This window comes from Paenibacillus sp. FSL H8-0457, assembly GCF_038051935.1.
Taxonomy (GTDB): Bacteria; Bacillota; Bacilli; order Paenibacillales; family Paenibacillaceae; genus Paenibacillus_AQ; species Paenibacillus_AQ lautus_A.
In genome coordinates, this window is sequence record NZ_CP150293.1 from 986,430 (window position 1) to 1,005,543 (window position 19,114).

A 19,114-nucleotide genomic window follows, 5' to 3' on the forward strand; every position below is an offset into this window, starting at 1 on the left:
GCGCTGGAGAATGACCTACACACTCGGCTCGTACGCTCCTCCGCCTTCGGTATGGGAGGAGCTCAAGCAGGAGCTAAAAGCCGTTGCACCCGAGCTCGGCATAGATGATATCGGCTTCGCCTCGGCGGAGCCGTTCCAATCCCTGAAGGGGATTTTGCAATCCCATCGGGATAAGGGTTATGAGTCCGGGTTCGAGGAGCCGGATCTGGATAAGCGGGTGACTCCCGCACTCCCCGGCACCGAGCCGAAGTCCCTGATCGCCATCGCGATAACGTACCACTCCAAGATGGAGAACCCGCCGAAATCGGAGCCTGGCAAGTACAGGGGCATCATGGCGCGATCCGCTTGGGGAAGGGATTATCACCATGTGCTCCGGGAGGCGATGAGCCGCCTGGAGGCGTACATCAAGGAACGCGTGCCGGATGCAAAGCTTGAAAGCATGGTGGACACCGGCGCGCTTGTCGACCGGGCCGTCTCGCAGCGTGCCGGCATCGGTTTCAGTGCCAAGAACTGCGCCATCATCTCTCCGAAGTTCGGCTCCTGGATATTCCTTGGCGAAATGGTGACCAATATCCCGTTTCCGCCGGATTCGCCGGTAACCGAGGATTGCGGGGAGTGCACCAAATGCATCGATGCATGCCCAACCGGCGCCCTTGTCGGTCCCGGGCAGCTGAATGCCCAGCGCTGCGTTTCTTTTCTGACCCAGACCAAAGGATTTCTGGACGAAGAAGCCATGCGCAAGATCGGCAACCGGCTGTATGGATGCGATACCTGTCAAATTGTTTGTCCGAAGAACCGGGGCAAGAGCTGGACTCATCAAGAGGACTTCAAGCCCGATCCTGAAAAAGCCAAGCCGCTGCTCCTACCCATTCTGGATATGAGCAACCGGGAATTCAAGGAGGCCTTCGGAGATACGTCCGCCGCTTGGCGCGGCCGTAAGCCGATTCAGCGCAATGCCGTCATCGCGCTCGGCAATTTTAAAGATATTTCAGCCGTACCGAAGCTGAGCGAAGTACTGCTGAAGGACCCGCGCCCGGAGCTGCGGGGAACCGCTGCATGGGCTCTGGGCCGTATTGGAGGCGAAGAAGCGTTGAACAACTTAGAGAAAAGCATGAAATCAGAAGGGGATTCCCGAGTACGAGATATGCTGCAGCAAGCCTTGAATAAACTAAAGCCTGAACCGGCTGGAAATGAAGCACCTGCCGAAGCGCAAGCCGCGGCCGAAGTTTCATCCGCCGGGGTTTCGGGTTCCTCTAATGGGGGCAATCCGGAGCAGGAGGGTCCTGTCATTCAGGGGGTCGAGCCGATGGCCATCCCTGAAGGAGGACCGGAAATGCTGTATTATGATGAAGTTCAATCTCCGATCGGACCGTTGACGGTCTGCGCCACGGAGAAGGGCCTTTGTCTCATTGAATTCGGCAGCTTCTATGTGAAGGAAGCAGTCATCCAGCAGTGGTCGCGGACTTGGGCCGGCAACGGCGGATACCAACGGGACGAGGGCAGACTAGCCCCCGCGATCACGCAGTTGAAGCAGTACTTTGCCGGGGAACTGAAGGCCTTCGACGTACAGCTGGACATGCGCGGAACCTCATTCCAACTGCAGGTATGGGAAGCGCTGAAATCCATTCCCTATGGAACGGTTTGCTCCTATAAGGATGTAGCCGAATCCATCGGGCGTCCGAAAGCGGTTCGAGCCGTGGGCGGAGCGAACAATAAGAACCCCGTTCCGATCATCGTGCCGTGCCATCGGGTGGTAGGGGCCGACGGAGCGTTGATCGGCTATGCCGGCGGCCCGGAAATCAAACGCACCTTGTTGACGATCGAAGGAGCCATGCCGGACCGTAAAGGGTCGTAGTTGACCAAGCGTAATCATCGGAACTGCCTGCTGCCGAACATCCGTTATTTTCATTTGCTGTGACGAAAAGGACATGCTATGATAGGTTCGTGTATGCGCCATGAAATGGCAGATATTAGTAGAAGGTGGTCAAGTGATGGATATTGTCATTCCGATTATTACATTGATCGTGGGTCTGGTCGGCGGATTCTTCATCGGCGTATTCTATCTGCGCAAGCAATTGGAGAAGATGCAGAACGATCCGCAAATGCTGCAGAAGATGGCAAAACAAATGGGGTATAACATGAACAGCAAGCAGATGCAGCGTGCACAGCAAATGATGAAAAATCAGCCTATGCCGGGCAAAGGGCAAGGCCGCAAACGCAAATCATAATGCAAGAAAGCCCGCTCCCGTCTAAATGGAACGACGGAGGGGCATTTCTATTTAAAAAGACCGCTAACAGCGGCTATAAGTTAACCGTTTGCTTTTTTTTGGAACGGAAAGGGGGATTGTACTGTGGCGGGCGTAAAGGACTATGTGAACCATAAAGTAGGCCAAAACCGGGAGCAGATCGAGTACCATGTAGAGCAAATATTGAAGCTGATCGGTGAAGATCCCAAGCGTGAGGGTCTGCTTGAGACACCGGCCCGCGTGACGCGGATGTACGAAGAGATCTTTGCGGGGTATGAAGTCGACCCCAAGGACGTTCTCGGGGTTACCTTCGACGAGAATCACGAGGAACTGGTCATCGTGAAGGATATCGTGTACTACAGCCAGTGTGAGCACCATATGGCGCCGTTCTTCGGCAAAGTCCATATCGGATATGTCCCGAGCGGCAAAATCGCCGGCTTGAGCAAGCTGGCGCGCTTGGTAGAGGCGGTAACTCGCCGTCTTCAGGTGCAGGAGCGCATCACCTCGCAAATCGCCGATATTATGGTGGAGGCGCTACAGCCTAACGGCGTTATGGTTGTGGTGGAAGGCGAGCATCTGTGCATGTGCGCACGCGGCGTGAAGAAGCCGGGCAGCAAGACGGTAACGTCGGCTGTACGCGGTACGTTCCAGAGCGATTCCGCGCAGCGCTCGGAGTTTCTGTCCTTGATTAAAGACTAAGCTGGATTTTCATGATATCAAAAAGGCTTCGCCCACGGAGGCGAAGCCTTTTTTTTGATTATCCCTGTGACGATATGAAGCCATCTGATCATCCAGGACAAGCAAGGAAAGATCAAGATGCGCCATCGACTTGTTTCATATATTGCACATACTGGACGAGGGCGCTTTTTTGCTCCTCGATCTCCCGGATTCGACGGGACATCTCCATGAAAAAGAATTCGATCTGATCCCTCAGCACATTAGCCGATTGTCCCTTCCAATCATGAAGGCGGGCATACATGACCCGCGCCTCTTGTTCGTCGGCCCGAAGGGCTGCAAGCAGCCCCGTCAGCTCGCGTTCGGCTTGAAGCAAATCATCAAGCTCCAGCAGAATCTCTCGACTCATCCCCATTCCTCCCGGTGGTTGCTAATAGATGTTTACCCGCTGTTATCTGTACGTTCAAACAGATCCGCCTTAAATTTAATGTACTGCACGATGTCGGTGGTATGCTGCAGATGCCACTGACTCATCGACATGATGGATGTATCCAGCTGCTGGACGATCGGCTGCAGACGCCGGCTGTGGCTGGAGAACATGTATTTGGAGAGACGCTGCCGGATTCCCTGCATTTCGGCATCGCTCTGATGGGCATGCGATCGCCATTTCTCGGCTACGCTTCGCAGCTCGGCAGGGGTAACCTGGATGGTACCGGAGGAGCCTCCTGCCGATCCGGCTATGGCTCCCAGCGAGCCGCCTAAACCTAAGCCCAAGTTGCTCAACGGCCCGCCAAGACCAAACAAGAGACCGCTGTGGGAAGGGATTCTGGGCGAATCCACGGACTTACCGGTAGCGCCGTCATACAGACGGTTCGAAATGTAACCATTCTCGAATTGATAGCGGTCCAACTGGTGATAGTTGGGGCCTCCCAGCGTATTATCGATTTTTTCTTTGATGCTGAGCCCGTCATTGGCATCTTTGTAACTGGAGTCTATGTAATAGGTAGAGCCGACGTGACCGTCGTAACCTCCGAGCGCGCCGCTGGCAATAATGTCGCCGGGATGGGCGAAATTAATGATCTGGGAGTCGAATTCCCCATTCTCGGCTTTTCTTCTGGCTTCAGGGGAGAGGCTCCCGATGACGGACGGGGCGCTGAAGGTGACTGCTGACATGCCCGTATAAGCTGCAGCATATTGCGCGTTGGCTCCGCCCAGCGAATGACCGGTAAGGGAAAAATCAACGCCCTTGTACTTCTCCTTCATTTCCAGCGCGTAATCCTCAGCTTGATACAACTGATTGGTGCCCAAGATATCCGTTTTCTTATCGATTTTCCTCGATTGTTCGCCGAACCAATCCGTGACATCGTTAATGCCCGTCACTTCTTTGACTTTGTCTACATGGTCGGCCCAAGGAGCCCGGAACTCCGGGATTTTTCGTTTGATCTCTTCAATGCCAATATCCGCATCGGCCAGATAATCGGGGAGAGCATGGGATAAATCTTTGCCTGCTTCGGTGCCGCGGTATGCGATAACGGCCTGGTTCGTTTCCTTGTTGTAGAAAGTTACCGCGTCAAAACCGGATATGCTGTTGCTCTTATAGTCCTCAAGAACCTCCCATCCCGGCAGGTCCTCAACGGTATCTTCTTTTTTCAGATCGAGGTAAGCCGCTTCCGACATAAGTCGGTATGTCTCGTCATCCACTTGCGGTGAACTCAAATATATTCCCTCCTTAACGTGATCTTTCAGGTTCAGAGCCTATGGTTGCTGCAAAGAGAAACATAGGTCCGTCACTCGCCCTTAATAGCTTTTCTAAGCTCCGGGTTCATCACGAAATTGGACGTTTCGCCTGTGTTGAAATCTACGGATATTTTAAAGGTTTGTTCAGGATGATCCACGACATACCCTTCGAGGTTGACCTTGTCCGCTACGATCGAAGGCATCATCTCTTCTTTGGTAATCTCTACATCCAAATTGTATTTTTCCTTAAAATACTGAACGGCCGTGGTTTTCGCCTTTGTTATAACCTCGTCCGAGCTGCCGTTTGCAGTGGCTTCGTTTTGATTATGGTTCACGGGCTGGCATCCTCCAACAATTAGAATAATGAATACAAAAGCAAAAATGAAAATACGCGATTTGAACCTACTGTTCACACTGACCCATCCCTTCAGTCGTGATGTCCTGCTCCCACAGGCACGCCGGATCTTTCGGTTGTTGCCTTAGACCAATGCTGAGGCTGCGTACCAAGCTTACTGTCATATCATAATCCAGCATATGGTAGCGTTCAACCGAATAAATAACCAGATATGTGGTAAAAAAGACCTAACAATAAGGTTGGGTTACTCCTTAGCTTGAATAATCCTGTTCAATTCCGGGCTCATGACCAAGTGCCCCTCTGAACAGGGAAGCCCTCCCTAAACCCCATAAAGGAAGTAAGGAGGGCTATAGACTTCATACCCAATATTAACCAATCCGAAGCAGCTAATGCCGACTGAGAATTAAAACGGTTTCCATTTCAGCTTGCTGGCATGCTTGAAACGCTCCGCAACTTCCGGCCAGTAGACCACGTTCCACCAATCGTTGATGTAATCCTTGCGTTTATTTTGATGTTTAAGGTAATATGCATGCTCCCATACATCCAGGGCGAGGAGAGGGACGACGTCCCACTGGGAGAGATTTTGATGTTTCTCGGCCTGCAAAATTTCAAGCCGATGGCTGCGCGGGCTCCAGACGAGGATCGCCCAGCCGCCGCCTTCCACTTTGTCTGCTGCTTCGGTAAAATGCTTCTTGAATCGATCGAAGCTTCCGAAATCCTTCTTGATCTGCTGTGCAAGCTCTCCGCCCGGTTCGCCGCCGCCCCGCGGGTTCATGATGTTCCAGAAGATCGTATGCAGATAGTGGCCGGCACCGTGGAACGCAAGCTCGCGTTCCCAATGCTTCACGAGCTCGAAATCGCCGCTTTTACGGGCCTCCTCCAATTTCTTCTCCGCCTTGTTCAGGCCGTCGACGTAGCTTTGGTGATGGATGTCGTGGTGAATCCGCATGGTTTTCTCGTCGATATAAGGCTCGAGCGCATTATAAGCGTAAGGCAGTGGAGGGAGGCGGTGTCCGCCAATCGGCACAGCTTTGCCGCCGCTGTCTCCCATGCCTTGAATGGACAGCTCGGCTTCGGGAGTAGACGGCGGAGGAGACGTGGCCTCGTGCAGCGTCATCGACTGCAGCGGCATATCCACATCCATGAATCTCTCCAGCGCTCCGGCGGCGTTCAGTGTTTCGAGTGCATTCAGGAAATATTCGGACTCCCGAATCACATGGTGCAGGACCGTACCGGCAAGCGGTACTTTCTGAACGGCTTCACTGTTCTCTTTTAAGCTGTGCAGCTGGCGAATGAACTCCCTGGACTGCTCGCAGGAAGCGCCCAAGAGCTGCTCGACCTGGGCCAGCATTTGAGGCGTGGGAGAAGCATTATAACTTAGAATATGGCGCAGAAGTTCGTCTGCCGCCTTCTCCGTGTCGGAGAACACGACGGCCCATTGATCCAGCATCTTGACGTAGACCGGCTCCAGATCGGGCACCACGGCTTTGATCAGCGCGAGGTGTTTTCTTTCCTGATGCTTCCAAAAGCGAATTTCCTCCAGTAATCGCACCGGGAGCTTCGCTCCATAATGAAATAACATGTCCGTTCCCTCCAGTATCAGGTTCACTAAACACACTATATTCATTTGGCGGCCTGTATTATGAAGGAAAAATAAAAACCCCCGCTGCATCAGGCAGCAGGGGAGTAGAATCTTATACTGAAAGGCACGGTCTCTTCGCTATATAAACAACTGATGAAAACCTCAGGGTTCGTCCGGCGTTTCGAGTTTGCCGAGGAAGGTCGATACTTTGCGCAGATATTCCCTAGGGTGCTCGCGGAAGATAAGCTCATGATGGGCATCCTCTACAATCCAGGAATCGGAATCCGCATGCGTCTGGTTGGAAGCAATTTTCTCGGCGATCGGGTAAGGGGCCTTATCGTCCTTCGTTCCGTGGATGAACAAGGTCGGGAACGGGTAATCGTGCTTCTTCACTTCATTGTACGGGATTTGGTCCAGACTTGTGCCGTTAAGCACAGGGAAGAGCAGCTCCAGAATCTCCAGCGAAGGATGACGGGGGAGATCAATCTGGTTGTGGATATTGTGGTAAAGCGTGTCCGGCTCCAATAAAAAGGCGCTGTCCAGAATCATGGCATCCACGTCCTTGGTCTCAAGCCCTGCCTGCAGCGCGGTGCCGGCCCCCATGGAGAACCCCCAGACGACAATTTGCTTCGCGCCGCGTTGCTTCACATGCTCAATGGCTCCAAGAAGCTGGCGTTTCTCCTCCTTGCCCCCGGTCGCCACTTCCTTGCTGGTCTGGGAGGCAAAACCGTAATCAAACATGAGCACATTGAAATTCATATTGTGCGCGTAGTGGGCGATATCGTACATCGGTACCCAGGTTTCCTCCCGGTTAGCGCCGTAACCATGGCTGAGCACGATGGTTTTCGAGGAATTCTCGGCCGGGATATACCATCCATTGATATTTCGTTTCCCGTCAATCGAGTGGAACGTGACGTTCTCGTAATTCATATCTTTCGCAAGCTTGGGATTGGAATAGAGCGGAGCCACCGTCGGATTCGACAAAACCCAAGCGATATAGGCATGAAGCGCAATAAAACAGAAAATGAGGAAAAAAACGACAGATAATAACAGCGCTAATATAATATGCTTTAGACGGACCAAGCCCGTGGACAGCTCGGTCGGCGCGTCATTCAATTGGGAGAGTGGGGCATTACTACCAGTCGTAGTGCTCATAAGTGGCCCCTCCTTACCATATAGTCTGAGTGCGTTTCGTGAACATGAAAAAGTTGAAATTATAATAATCGTATGCCCGGATGCCTATAAAGTCAATGCAAAACCATAGATTGTAAGACAACTGTAAAGTCCCTGTCCCCATGGTTTACTTTTGAGAAAAATTCTCATATAATTCTTGTAACCAGGTTTCATACAATGAAACAGGAGAGGAGCTGATCGGGATGGAAGACCGCAAATTGACGGTACGCGCCGTAGAGCGAGCCCTTGATATCTTGATGTGTTTTACGAAGGATGGCGAACTTGCTCTCACGGAGATTTCTTCCCTTATCGGATTACATAAAAGCACCGTCCATCGGCTGCTAACAACGCTGGAAGACAAAGGATTCGTTGTGCGGAACAAAGAGACGGAGAAATACCGGCTCGGCTTAAAAATATGGGAGCTGTCGATGCATCTGTCCCAAAGCGATGACCCTGCCATTCGCCTTCAGCCGGCGATGGAGGCCTTGCGGGATCGGCTTGGGGAAACGGTAAGTCTGTATTTAAGGGACGGTTCGGATCGCCTTCGGATTCAAGCGGTTCAGAGCAACCAGGGGATCCGGCGGGTCGCCCAGGTCGGCGTGCGGCTGCCGCTCTCGGTGGGCGCGTCCAGCAAGGTTCTTGTGGCCTTTGCGCCTGAGGCGGACCAGGAGGAGCTGCTGAATGCGCCGGATTGGCCGGAGGCGGTCGATAAGAACGCGTACCGGCAGCAGCTGGCGGAAATACTGGAGAACGGTTACGCGATCAGCATCGAAGAGCGCGAACCTGGAGCGGCTGCCGTATCCGTGCCGATCTTCGACCGCAGCGGCCGCGTCGCCGCCGCGTTGTCGATGTCCGGGCCTGTAACCCGCCTGTCGGCCGAAACGCTTCGCGAGCATGCGCCAATTCTGATGGAAGCGGCACGGGAAATGGGAATGATGATTTAATTTATTCTATTGCCGGGTCAGAGACAGCATCACTATAAGTTATTGAATGACCGGGAGGCTGCATGTGATACAGCCGTCCGGCATAACAAACCGTCCAAGCGCTGTCCGTCTTCAGAGAAGGCTCGCCCATAAACGCTATTTCTTATAGGATAGAAAAGGACCGTCCCCCATGATCTTGGTGATCGCGGGGAACGGTCCTTTTGCCGCTGCAGCTCAGTATGTAACACGTAAGCGCAACTTAGGTCAGCTTCACGTTCTTTTCCTTCATTTTCTGGTTAAGGATCTCTTGAAAGGTGAGGGCTTTATCCGTCGTGTCCTCCTTCTTAGGCGCTGCTACCGGCTGCGGCCGTTGGTATTGATATTGGAACGAAGCCATCGTATGTATTTTGATCATAGGTACTTTCCTCCTGGGCATGGATTTCCGAAAATGTTTTTTACCAATTAACCTTCTTGGCATCATTCGAAACGGAATATCCAATATTCAGGAAAGAAGTACCGAAAAATAACAAAATCCCCATCATCCATAAGCGGATGATGGGGATTTGTTCCTAAGGCTAAAGCGCCTATAGGGAGTGTCTTATTGGTTCGATGCGATCATTTGACGCAGTACCGTTTGGAGGATACCTCCGTTATGGTAGTAATCCACGTCCACCATGCTGTCGAGACGAGCGATGGCTGGGAACTCGAATTGGGTTCCGTCTTCGCGCGTAGCGACAACCGTCAATTCCTGGCCTGGCTTCACATCGTTGCTGAGGCCCAGAATATCGAATGTCTCGCGGCCGTTCAGACCGAGGCTCTTCCAGCCGTGACCTTCCTGGAACTGGAGCGGCAGAACGCCCATGCCCACCAGGTTGGAGCGGTGGATACGCTCGAAGCTTTCAGCCAGCACAGCCTTGACGCCGAGGAGATACGTACCTTTTGCGGCCCAGTCGCGGGAGCTTCCCGTACCGTATTCTTTACCTGCGATAACGATCAGGTTCTGTCCGCCTGCTTGATAATTCATCGATGCATCATAGATGGACATCACTTCTTCCGTTGGCAGGTAAGTCGTAACGCCGCCTTCCGTACCTGGAGCGACCTGGTTACGGATCCGGATGTTAGCGAACGTACCGCGCATCATGACTTCGTGGTTACCGCGGCGGGAGCCGTAGGAGTTGAAGTCTTTGCGCTCCACGTTGCGATCGCTCAGATATTTGCCGGCAGGGCTGTTCGTTGCGATGTTGCCCGCTGGAGAGATGTGGTCCGTCGTAACGGAATCGCCCAAGAGAGCCAGCACGCGCGCTTCCTTGATGTCCTGGATGTCGTTCAGGCCGTTGCCCAGGCTTTCGAAGAACGGCGGGTTCTGAATGTAAGTGGATTGATCGTCCCACTCGTACAGCTCGCCTTCAGGCACAGGAATCTTGTTCCAACGCTCATTGGCGGTGAACACGTTCTCGTACTTGGAGCGGAATGCTTCAGGGCTGACGGACAGGCCGATCGCTTCGCGGATTTCCGCGCTCGTTGGCCAGATGTCCTTCAGATACACAGGCTCATTGTTCGGATCGTAACCGATCGGATCGTTCTGAAGATCGATGTTCACCGTGCCTGCCAGGGCGTAAGCAACAACCAGCGGCGGCGAAGCCAGGTAGTTGGCTTTGACTTGAGCATGCACGCGGCCTTCGAAGTTACGGTTACCGGACAATACGGCAGCTACCGTCATGTCGTTGTCGGCAATCGCTTCGCTCACTTCATCCGGCAATGGACCGGAGTTACCGATGCACGTTGCGCAGCCATAGCCTGCCACGTAGAAGCCAAGGGATTCCAGATAGTGTAGGAGACCGGCTTTTTCCAGGTAGTCGGTTACGACGAGGGAGCCTGGAGTCAAGCTGCTCTTCACATAGCCAGGCTTCTTCAGTCCGCGTTCAACGGCTTTCTTGGCCAGGAGGCCTGCGCCGAGCATAACGCTTGGGTTCGACGTGTTTGTACAGCTGGTGATGGCCGCGATTACAACCGCACCCGTACCCATTTCGCTGGTAGAGCCGTCTTTATGGTTAACTTTAACGGTCTCTGCGATTTTCTCGTCGCTGAGTCCATATCCGCCCTTATCGATCGGCGTACGGATGATGTCGTTAAAGTTTTGTTTCATGCTGGTAAGCTCGATACGGTCCTGCGGACGTTTCGGTCCGGCCAAGCTCGGCACAACCGAAGCCAGGTCCAGTTCGATTACGTCGGAGAACTCAGGGTCCGGCGTATCGGCCGTACGGAACATGTTTTGCGCTTTATAGTAGTTCTCCACAAGCTCAACCTGCTCATCGGAGCGGCCCGTGTTGCGAAGATAAGCCACCGTTTCGTCGTCAACCGGGAAGAAGCCGATCGTAGCGCCATATTCCGGAGCCATGTTGGCAACCGTTGCGCGGTCAGCCAAGCTGATGTTGGCGAGGCCTGGACCGTAGAATTCTACGAATTTGCCTACGACGCCTTTCTTGCGGAGAAGCTCGGTTACCGTGAGGGCAAGGTCAGTCGCGGTAGCGCCTTCTGCCAGGCTGCCTGTCAGCTTGAAGCCGATAACTTCAGGGGTGACAAAGTACAGCGGCTGGCCGAGCATGCCGGCTTCCGCCTCGATGCCGCCGACGCCCCAGCCCACAACGCCAAGACCGTTGATCATGGTGGTATGGGAGTCCGTGCCTACGAGGGAATCAGGGAAGACCAGCGTTTCGCCGTCAACGGTCTTCGTAGCCGCAACGGAAGCCAGGTACTCCAGGTTAACCTGGTGAACGATACCTGTTCCCGGAGGAACCGCGCGGAAGTTGTTGAATGCCGTTTGAGCCCAGCGGAGGAAACGGTAACGCTCCTCGTTGCGCTCAAATTCAAGCTTCATGTTCGTTTCAAGCGCTTGGTCGGTACCAAAAGCGTCGACCATGACAGAGTGGTCGATAACGAGGTCGACCGGAACGAGCGGATTGATCTGTTTAGGATCGCCGCCGGATTTTTTTACAGTGTCGCGCATGGCTGCAAGGTCTACGACAACGGGTACGCCGGTGAAGTCCTGCAGTACGATACGGGCAGGGATAAACGGAATTTCCTTGTTGTTGTCGCGTCCTTCGTTCCACTTGGACAAGAGTTTTACGTGATCTTCGGTAATCGCGCGTCCGTCAAACTGACGAACGGCAGCTTCAAGCAGCACCCGAATGGAGAAAGGAAGCTTGGACACGCTGCCGTATCCTTGCTCTTCGAGCGCCTGCAGGCTGAAATAGCGGTAACTTTTACCGCCCACCTCTAGGTTGCGAGAGATGGAGAATTGATCCTTTGCTGGCATTGATGAACCTCCTTAAGTCATTTCATAAATCGAATAAAGACAGTTAGGGTTAAATCCTTTTCGGTTTCACTAGATGAAACCTAATTTCATAAATTGACTACTTTAAGTATAACGTTTTCAACTCCCCGCGTAAAGCATTTTTTATAGAAGAAACGCATTTCAAAAAGGTGAAAACAAGCCTGTTTTCTTACCGGAAAGCAGCCGCTGCAATCCCGCGTTTCTGCAATCTCTTGACCGAAGCTCATAGCCTGAAGATTTGCTTCATATAGTTGTGATAGGGAACGGCGTGAATGGCAAGGTTAGAGGAGGAGAGAGGATGAACAGTTTGAAGCAAGCCGAGAAGCCTTGGAAGCAAGCTCTATATATTTACGTCAATCAATATAACCAAAATCGCGTGGACTATTCCTCAGGCCTGAAAGAGCAGATTGTGGCGGACCTGAACTACCTGGTAGAGAGAGGAGAGAGGCAGTTTCGCCTGCAATCGTGGTATGCGGAGCGGGAGGCAACGCCGCTTAAGAGCGAGACCCGTGCCCGTCTTCAGCGCATCCTGAGGGAAACAGAGGATGATGTGGTCGCCGACGTGCGGCTCCACAGCGTCTTTTATTATGAAAAAAGAGGGATGACGCATCGGGAAGACACGGTTTTCAGGGAGCGGCTGACGCTGATTCGGGACGGGGATGCCTGGCTGATCGTCGGCATTGAACGTCTGCAGGATGAACGCCATCCTTTGCAAAGGGCCGACATACCGGGAGCAAGCTCGGACGCGGCCGGAAGGGAACCGTCCACTCCTTTCATGAACGGACGCGTATACGCCGCTGGCAGCAGTCCGCGGTCGGGACGTTACGAACGCGAAGCCGCGGCTGCCTATGCCGACCGTTGGTGGGATTCGGGGAATCCGGAGTTTGAGGAATTCGACGTGGATTGCACGAACTATATCTCCCAGTGCCTCTTTGCAGGCAAAGCCCCAATCCACTATACTGGTAAAAGAGAAACGGGATGGTGGTACAAGGGATACGTCAACAAACGGGAGTGGTGGAGCTACAGCTGGGCGGTGTCGAACAGCTTCGCGCATTATCTGAATGCCAGTACCACGGGGCTTCGTGCCGAGCGGGTGGAGCGTCCCGAACAGCTGATGCTGGGGGACGTCATCGTGTACGACTGGGACGGCGACGGCGCGTTTCAGCACAGCACCATCGTAACGGCGTTTGACGCGGGCGGGATGCCGCTGGTTAATGCGCATACGGTGTCAAGCCGCCACCGCTATTGGGACTACCGGGATTCCTATGCTTGGAACGATAACACCGAATACCGGTTTTACCATATTCCCGATTATTTTTAAGATGACAGCATGTCATGCTGCAATACGGACAAGAGAGAGGTTAACATGGGACAGGATAAATTGACGGTTGGTTTAGTATACGGGGGGAAATCCGGCGAGCATGAGGTGTCGCTATCCACGGCATTCGCGGTCATGAACGCTTTTGATTTTGATAAATACGAGATTGTCCCGTTTTATATTTCAAAGCAGGGAACCTGGAGAATCGGCAGCAAGATGTCGGCTCCTTTCGCCCGGCAGGAGGAATTGAAGCTGGCTGAAGGGGAAGGCACGCAAACGGCGCTGAACGCCGTGTTCAGCAGACTGTACGGGGAAGAGAATCAGGCGGTCGATATTATGTTCCCGCTGCTTCACGGGACGTTCGGCGAGGACGGGACGATCCAGGGGCTGTTCGAAATGGCGGACATCCCTTACGTGGGAACCGGCGTGCTTGCATCCGCTGCCGGGATGGACAAAGTCGTCATGAAGAAGCTCTTTGCCCAGGCAGGATTGCCGCAATGCGAGTACTGCTATTTCAACCGCACCCAGTGGGAGCGGAGCCAGCATGAAGTGCTCAAGAACATCGAGGACAAACTCGGATTCCCGAGCTTCGTGAAGCCGGCTAACCTCGGCTCGAGCGTCGGGATTTCCAAGGCCAAGAACCGGGAGCAGTTGAAGGCAGCGATTGAATCCGCGCTGCGCTTCGATGACAAGATCATCGTTGAAGAGTTCGTCGATGCGCGCGAAGTGGAGGTCAGCGTGCTCGGCAATGACGAGCCGATGGCGTCCGTTCCGGGTGAAATCGTCTCTTCCAGTGAATACTATGACTACGCGGCCAAATATACGGATGGACAATCGCAGATGCAAATCCCGGCCGAGATCGACCCGGATACGGCGGATCGGCTGCGCGACCTGGCCATTGCCGCCTTCAAAGCGATTGAGGGCGGGGGCATTACCCGCGCCGACTTCTTTGTTCGCCGCTCGGACGGTGCGATACTGATCAACGAAGTGAACACGATGCCGGGCTTCACGCCGTTCAGCATGTACCCGCTCTTGTGGCGGGAGACGGGCGTTTCCTATCGCGAGCTGCTTGACCGGATGATCGAGCTGGGCCTTGAGCGGTACCATCGCAAGCAATCCCTGATTTATGAGAACCAGGCGTAAGCCGTCACAATAGGATATGAAACACCAGGGGGAGTCCGCGCTATTCATTACGGCTCCCCTTGAGTCTAATATTTTGGGATGAAAGGAAGAGACATGATATGGGATTTCAAACCGAGTTCAATTCCGTTTGTAAGTTTAAAAGCGAGCAGGAGCTCTACGAGCTGCTGGAATACGGCCGCGGCAAAATGCTGAAGGACGGGCTCCGGGTGTTTCCGACGGGACAGAAGGTCATTGCCTATACGCCGGATAACCGGGCGGTGGCCATCGTCCTGATCACCGCATGCGTATCGGAGATCAACTTCCAGGGGCGGGAGGTCACTTCGGTCGAGCTGCAGCTCATCCGCAAATTGACGGATGAGGAAGCGCGCGTACAGACCGCGCTCGCGCACGAGATGTTCTTCGGAGACCATGCATGATTGTCCGTTTCGGTTATGTGGCCATGTCCACGGTCGTGCAGAATGCTTCTCCTTCCAAGACGATGACGATGAAGAGTTTCATGAAGCTGAATGACCGTGAGGCCGGCCTGCACAAACTGGAGCGGATCGCGAATGAGAACCTACATAATACCCTTCGGCTTCTGAAGCATAATGCGGCTCACGATATCAAGGTATACCGCTTCTCGTCCAAGCTGATTCCGCTGGCCACGCATAACGACATGCTGGACTGGGACCCGTTCCCGGCTTTGCGGGAAGGCTTTCAGGCCATTGGGGAATTCGTGAAAAAACACGGGATGCGGGTTTCCTTCCATCCGGATCATTTTACGGTGCTGAGCACGCCGCGTCCCGAAGTGCTGGTCAATTCGGTTCGCGACTTGGAGTCGCACGTCCGCATGCTGCAGGCGATGGAACTGCCTGCTTCCATGAAGAATAACATTCACATTGGGGGAGCTTATGGGGACAAGCCTTCGGCAGGGGCCCGATTCGTTGAACATTTTCATGAGCTTGACCCGCACATCAAGGAACGGCTGACCCTTGAAAATGACGATAAAACCTTTACGGCCCAGGAAACGCTGGCCGTATGCAAGCAGACCGGGCTGCCGATGGTGCTGGACATCCATCACCAGTGGGTCAATAACGACGGCAAGGCGTCCTGGGAGCTGTGGCCGGATATCCTTCGCACCTGGGAGACGCCGCTGGCGCAGGCCGATTCGGAGCCGGCTCAGCCGCTCCCGCCGAAGATTCATGTCTCCAGCCCCAAGAGCAAGACCGATATCCGCAGCCATGCGGACGGGGTGGATGTCGTGCCGCTGCTGGCTTTTTTAAGGAATATTGCCGGGGTTACGCCGAAAGTGGACGTGATGATTGAAGCGAAGATGAAGGACGGCGCCTTGTTTGACCTGATGAAGGATCTGGGAAATTATTCGGAAGAGGGCATTACCATTCTCGACGGTGCTTCCATCGAAGTGAACCCTTAACCGATAAGTTGAGCTTGTTGACACTTGCAAGTTGATGGGTTTTGGGTTACGTTGGAAGTAGCCAAACAGAGATTCCCCTCAAGATAATGACATTGGACTAAAAAGTTCGTTCTCGCCAAGCATTCAGGTGCACAGCATAGGACGGACTTTTATTGAAATAGGCGGAATTTTCGCGTGGCTGCCCTTTCGGCTACCGTAATGACGGAATAGGATGTAGAGATTCCCAAGATTACTAGATTTATATAGAAAGTAGAGTGAGTGCTTTGAACGAGAATGAAAAGATTCCTTATGTTGTCAGCAGTAAGAGCTATACCGCCGTTGCGATTAATTGCGCCGCGAAAGCGGGAGAATGGATTAAGAGCAAACTGGGCACCGTCAAGCAGCTGAGCACCAAGTCTTCGGCGCAGGATATCGTAACCGAGGTCGACAAAGGCGCGGAGCAGATGATCCGCAAGCTGATCCTGACGCATTTCCCGGATCATGCGATCCTGGGAGAAGAAGGGGTTGCCCCGGGTACGGATGCCTATGCGAAGGCGCTTGAGGAAGCCAAAGACGAAGAGTATCTTTGGATTATCGATCCTGTGGACGGCACGACGAACTATGTTCACGGATTTCCGTTTTACTCCGTATCCATCGCGCTGGCTCATCATGGAGAAGTGATTGTCGGCGTTATCTACGACCCTTCCCGGGACGAGTTGTTCGTGGCGGAAAAAGGCAAAGGGGCTTACGTTCACGGCAATCCGACCTATGTCTCCACGGAGGAACAATTGTCGGACAGCTTGCTGGCCACGGGCTTCCCGCTGGACAGCAAGGTCAACTTGCCGCTCAACATGGCGGAGCTTCAGGCGCTGCTGCCGATGGTACGCAATATAAGAGCGGGCGGTTCCGCCGCGCTTCATCTTGCTTATGTGGCGGCCGGCCGGCTGAGCGGATACTGGGAGCACGGCTTGAGTGCCTGGGACGTTGCCGCGGGCGCGCTGCTGGTTCAGGAGTCCGGCGGCAAAGTAACCGATACGGAAGGACGGCCCTACGATCTGTCGGTGCGTCATTTAGCGGCAACCAACGGGTTGATTCATCAGCGTTTTTTGGATACGCTAAAAGATGCGGGCGAGGCTTTGGTCCGCTAAACGGTCACCATCCGCAGAGAGAATGCCGTTCACTATGAACCGCTTGATAAAAGGAGTGTGCGTACGATGAATGAGAAGTCGGATCAGGATTTGGAGCGCCAGCTCAGCGAGATGTTAACGGACGGTGAAATGGAGAAGAAGGATCGGGAGAAGGAGGAGCGCAGGCTGCTCTCTCCGAAATACGAGATCCGGATTCAGACGCAGCTCGATCCCATCGTGGAGGAGACGCTCAAATACCGCAGCATGGCAAAGGAATTGGATGACCGCTATGACAAGTATATCGATAAGGCGGTAAAGAAGGAGAAGCCTGAGGATTCAGGCGAAGACGTGTGATAGCGCTTCAAGGAATATTGCGTTATTGGAGCCTAACATCATCCTAGTTCGGTATCAGGAATGGACAGCATGAAACGGGCTGTCCATTTTTTTGTTAATTCGCTTATCTTCTCATGAAGCCGACTCGTCCGGCTTGATTCGGTACCATTCGCCTGATGGTGGTGGTAAAATAAGGCTGTATCAAGATATTCGACGTTAAGGGAGTGAAGTCATGTTCAAACAATGGAAGAAGGGGCTGGCGGCAGTAACCGGCAGCTTGACGCTCGCGGTGGCGCTAGTCGGACCGGGCGTTGCGCCGGCTTATGCCGATGAGGCTGCGGCTAAGAATACATATCGTATCGTAACGCTGGGGGATTCGCTGACCGTCGGGTATGAGCCGGGAATGGATCTGAACAGCAAACCGTACGGTTTTGTTGACCGGCTGTATGAGCAAGGGCTGTTCCATGGCCGGACCGAAGTCACGAATCTGGGGATCGGCGGGTTGAAGACCGACGGGCTGAACAACTACGTCAAGGCCGTCCTGGATGAACGGGCGATCACGCCGGAGGAGCTGCAGCCGGGACTCAGCAGCATCGATCCGCGGACCAAGCAGATCGGCGCCGATGCAGCAAAAGCCAAGCCGATGATCGCCGAAGCCGATCTGATCACCATTACGATCGGCGGCAATGACATGATGAGTCTTGTCAGCACCGTGGAAACGTTAAGCGATGAGCAGCTGCAAGCCAAGATGCAGGAACTGTTCCAGATCTATAAGGACAACGTGTCATCCGTCATTACGGGCCTGCATTCCCTGAATCCGGATGCCGCGATCGTAGTGGCCGACCAGTATAATCCGGTTCCCAAAATCGCCGATGACGTCGCGTACGCGAAACTGCTTGCGGCATCCGGTGAGTTCACGAAGCTGGTGGACGGGGTGGCCGGCGGTTTTGCAAGCCAGGGCGTAGACATCAAGGTAGCGCATGTCGCGAAGAAATTCGTGGGCTCCGAGCTGACGATGACCCATATCCTGAAGGATGACATCCATCCGAACCAATACGGATACGAAACGATGGCCAGCGTATTTGCCGAGACAATCTGGGGCAGCTATCAGAAACCTCCTGTTCAAAATGAGGGGCAGCCGATGCGCATCGTCGTGAAAGGGCAGGAGCTGAATACGCCTTACAAGCCGATCCTCCGCGACAACCTGAATTACGTAGCCATACAAGACATCGTGAACGCGGTGGGGGCGACTACCAAATGGGAGAATAAAACATCCAGCGCAACGATTACCTTCGGAGACCAGACGGTCGTGGTGAAGATCGGCGCCAAAACCGTTCAAGTCAACGGAACGGCCGTACCGATCGATACGCCGGCTTTTCTGCACAAGGTAGGAAAAGAGGATAAAACCTACGTGCCGCTCGCCGTGATTGCATCCGGCCTGGGCTTTGACGTTCAGTACAGTTCCAAATTGCGTACCGCATTCATCAATTTGTAATTCCAAGGGCAAGCTGCACCGGCTGGAAGGAGCCGATGCAGCTTTTTTTTGTGATTCCTCCGTGGCGGCCTACGAGAGAAGTCCTTTGTTTACCCCTCGTTATGGTCGACGGTGCGATAGAGGATCGGATGGGGATATCGCCTAAAGATTTGCACACAGGGTTGTGACGTTTTTAACATGAGATGCTCCCGGCAGGTGTTACAATACTACATCATTTCCCTTGAACGGGTGGTGTGACGTTGGCGCAGATTGGCCGCCCGCTCCGGACCGGAAAGTGGCG

At 53.7% G+C, this 19,114-nt stretch carries 18 protein-coding genes; 11 read left to right on the forward strand and 7 right to left on the reverse strand.

What is annotated here, in order from left to right:
• Nucleotides 1–10: 10 nt before the first annotated feature.
• From queG to folE, 3 genes are all read left to right on the forward strand, one after another.
• Nucleotides 11–1,855: a tRNA epoxyqueuosine(34) reductase QueG gene (gene queG, locus MHI43_RS04330; protein WP_036664416.1), complete on the forward strand. Its 1,845-nt coding sequence runs from the start codon at nucleotides 11–13 to the stop codon at nucleotides 1,853–1,855.
• Between the two features lie 136 nt (nucleotides 1,856–1,991).
• A complete protein-coding gene (locus MHI43_RS04335; RefSeq protein ID WP_009594912.1) occupies nucleotides 1,992–2,228 on the forward strand; it encodes a YneF family protein in 237 nt (78 codons plus the stop codon).
• A gap of 123 nt (nucleotides 2,229–2,351) precedes the next feature.
• The gene (gene folE, locus MHI43_RS04340; RefSeq protein WP_012819021.1) at nucleotides 2,352–2,945 is read left to right on the forward strand and encodes a GTP cyclohydrolase I FolE; all 594 of its coding nucleotides are present in this window, start codon (nucleotides 2,352–2,354) and stop codon (nucleotides 2,943–2,945) included.
• A 112-nt stretch (nucleotides 2,946–3,057) separates the two neighbouring features.
• Here folE and MHI43_RS04345 read toward each other — a convergent pair whose 3' ends face one another.
• The 5 genes from MHI43_RS04345 to MHI43_RS04365 all read right to left on the reverse strand — a co-directional run bounded on the left by MHI43_RS04345 (nucleotide 3,058) and on the right by MHI43_RS04365 (nucleotide 7,750).
• On the reverse strand, nucleotides 3,058–3,330 hold the full coding sequence (locus tag MHI43_RS04345; RefSeq protein WP_036664413.1) for a hypothetical protein: 273 nt from the start codon (nucleotides 3,328–3,330) through the stop codon (nucleotides 3,058–3,060).
• Nucleotides 3,331–3,362: 32 nt separating this feature from the next.
• Nucleotides 3,363–4,637, reverse strand: coding sequence for a hypothetical protein (locus tag MHI43_RS04350; protein WP_036664411.1), 1,275 nt, complete (start codon nucleotides 4,635–4,637; stop codon nucleotides 3,363–3,365).
• A gap of 71 nt (nucleotides 4,638–4,708) precedes the next feature.
• Nucleotides 4,709–4,993, reverse strand: coding sequence for a hypothetical protein (locus MHI43_RS04355; protein ID WP_012819024.1), 285 nt, complete (start codon nucleotides 4,991–4,993; stop codon nucleotides 4,709–4,711).
• Nucleotides 4,994–5,416: 423 nt separating this feature from the next.
• Nucleotides 5,417–6,595 (reverse strand): Fe-Mn family superoxide dismutase, encoded by a 1,179-nt coding sequence (locus tag MHI43_RS04360; RefSeq protein WP_036664407.1) that lies wholly within the window; start codon nucleotides 6,593–6,595, stop codon nucleotides 5,417–5,419.
• Nucleotides 6,596–6,757: 162 nt separating this feature from the next.
• Nucleotides 6,758–7,750: an alpha/beta fold hydrolase gene (locus tag MHI43_RS04365; RefSeq protein ID WP_012819026.1), complete on the reverse strand. Its 993-nt coding sequence runs from the start codon at nucleotides 7,748–7,750 to the stop codon at nucleotides 6,758–6,760.
• A gap of 221 nt (nucleotides 7,751–7,971) precedes the next feature.
• On the opposite strand from MHI43_RS04365, the gene MHI43_RS04370 reads away from it, so the two are divergent.
• Complete coding sequence (locus tag MHI43_RS04370) at nucleotides 7,972–8,712, forward strand: IclR family transcriptional regulator (protein ID WP_009591105.1); 741 nt, start codon at nucleotides 7,972–7,974, stop codon at nucleotides 8,710–8,712.
• Between the two features lie 238 nt (nucleotides 8,713–8,950).
• Here the strand turns inward: MHI43_RS04370 and MHI43_RS04375 are convergent, their stop codons facing one another.
• Together MHI43_RS04375 and acnA are read right to left on the reverse strand one after the other, a co-directional pair.
• Nucleotides 8,951–9,106 carry a hypothetical protein gene (locus MHI43_RS04375; protein ID WP_012819027.1) on the reverse strand — a complete coding sequence of 52 codons (156 nt, stop codon included), beginning with the start codon at nucleotides 9,104–9,106 and terminating at the stop codon, nucleotides 8,951–8,953.
• Between the two features lie 183 nt (nucleotides 9,107–9,289).
• On the reverse strand, nucleotides 9,290–12,007 hold the full coding sequence (gene acnA / locus MHI43_RS04380; RefSeq protein ID WP_036664403.1) for an aconitate hydratase AcnA: 2,718 nt from the start codon (nucleotides 12,005–12,007) through the stop codon (nucleotides 9,290–9,292).
• A 316-nt stretch (nucleotides 12,008–12,323) separates the two neighbouring features.
• Here acnA and MHI43_RS04385 point away from each other — a divergent pair, with 316 nt between their 5' ends.
• From MHI43_RS04385 to MHI43_RS04415, 7 genes are all read left to right on the forward strand, one after another.
• Entirely contained in the window at nucleotides 12,324–13,346 is a 1,023-nt protein-coding gene (locus MHI43_RS04385; protein ID WP_012819029.1) for an amidase domain-containing protein, read from the forward strand.
• A gap of 45 nt (nucleotides 13,347–13,391) precedes the next feature.
• Entirely contained in the window at nucleotides 13,392–14,486 is a 1,095-nt protein-coding gene (locus tag MHI43_RS04390) for a D-alanine--D-alanine ligase (protein ID WP_012819030.1), read from the forward strand.
• Nucleotides 14,487–14,584: 98 nt separating this feature from the next.
• Nucleotides 14,585–14,902 (forward strand): hypothetical protein, encoded by a 318-nt coding sequence (locus MHI43_RS04395; RefSeq protein ID WP_009591113.1) that lies wholly within the window; start codon nucleotides 14,585–14,587, stop codon nucleotides 14,900–14,902.
• Nucleotides 14,899–15,900 (forward strand): UV DNA damage repair endonuclease UvsE, encoded by a 1,002-nt coding sequence (gene uvsE / locus MHI43_RS04400; RefSeq protein ID WP_036664401.1) that lies wholly within the window; start codon nucleotides 14,899–14,901, stop codon nucleotides 15,898–15,900. Before MHI43_RS04395 ends, uvsE begins: the two co-directional genes overlap by 4 nt.
• A 263-nt stretch (nucleotides 15,901–16,163) precedes the next feature.
• Nucleotides 16,164–17,027: an inositol monophosphatase family protein gene (locus MHI43_RS04405; RefSeq protein WP_012819032.1), complete on the forward strand. Its 864-nt coding sequence runs from the start codon at nucleotides 16,164–16,166 to the stop codon at nucleotides 17,025–17,027.
• Nucleotides 17,028–17,093: 66 nt separating this feature from the next.
• Nucleotides 17,094–17,360, forward strand: coding sequence for a hypothetical protein (locus tag MHI43_RS04410; RefSeq protein WP_036664399.1), 267 nt, complete (start codon nucleotides 17,094–17,096; stop codon nucleotides 17,358–17,360).
• A 211-nt stretch (nucleotides 17,361–17,571) separates the two neighbouring features.
• Nucleotides 17,572–18,834, forward strand: coding sequence for a stalk domain-containing protein (locus MHI43_RS04415; protein WP_012819035.1), 1,263 nt, complete (start codon nucleotides 17,572–17,574; stop codon nucleotides 18,832–18,834).
• The last annotated feature ends 280 nt before the right edge of the window (nucleotides 18,835–19,114 follow it).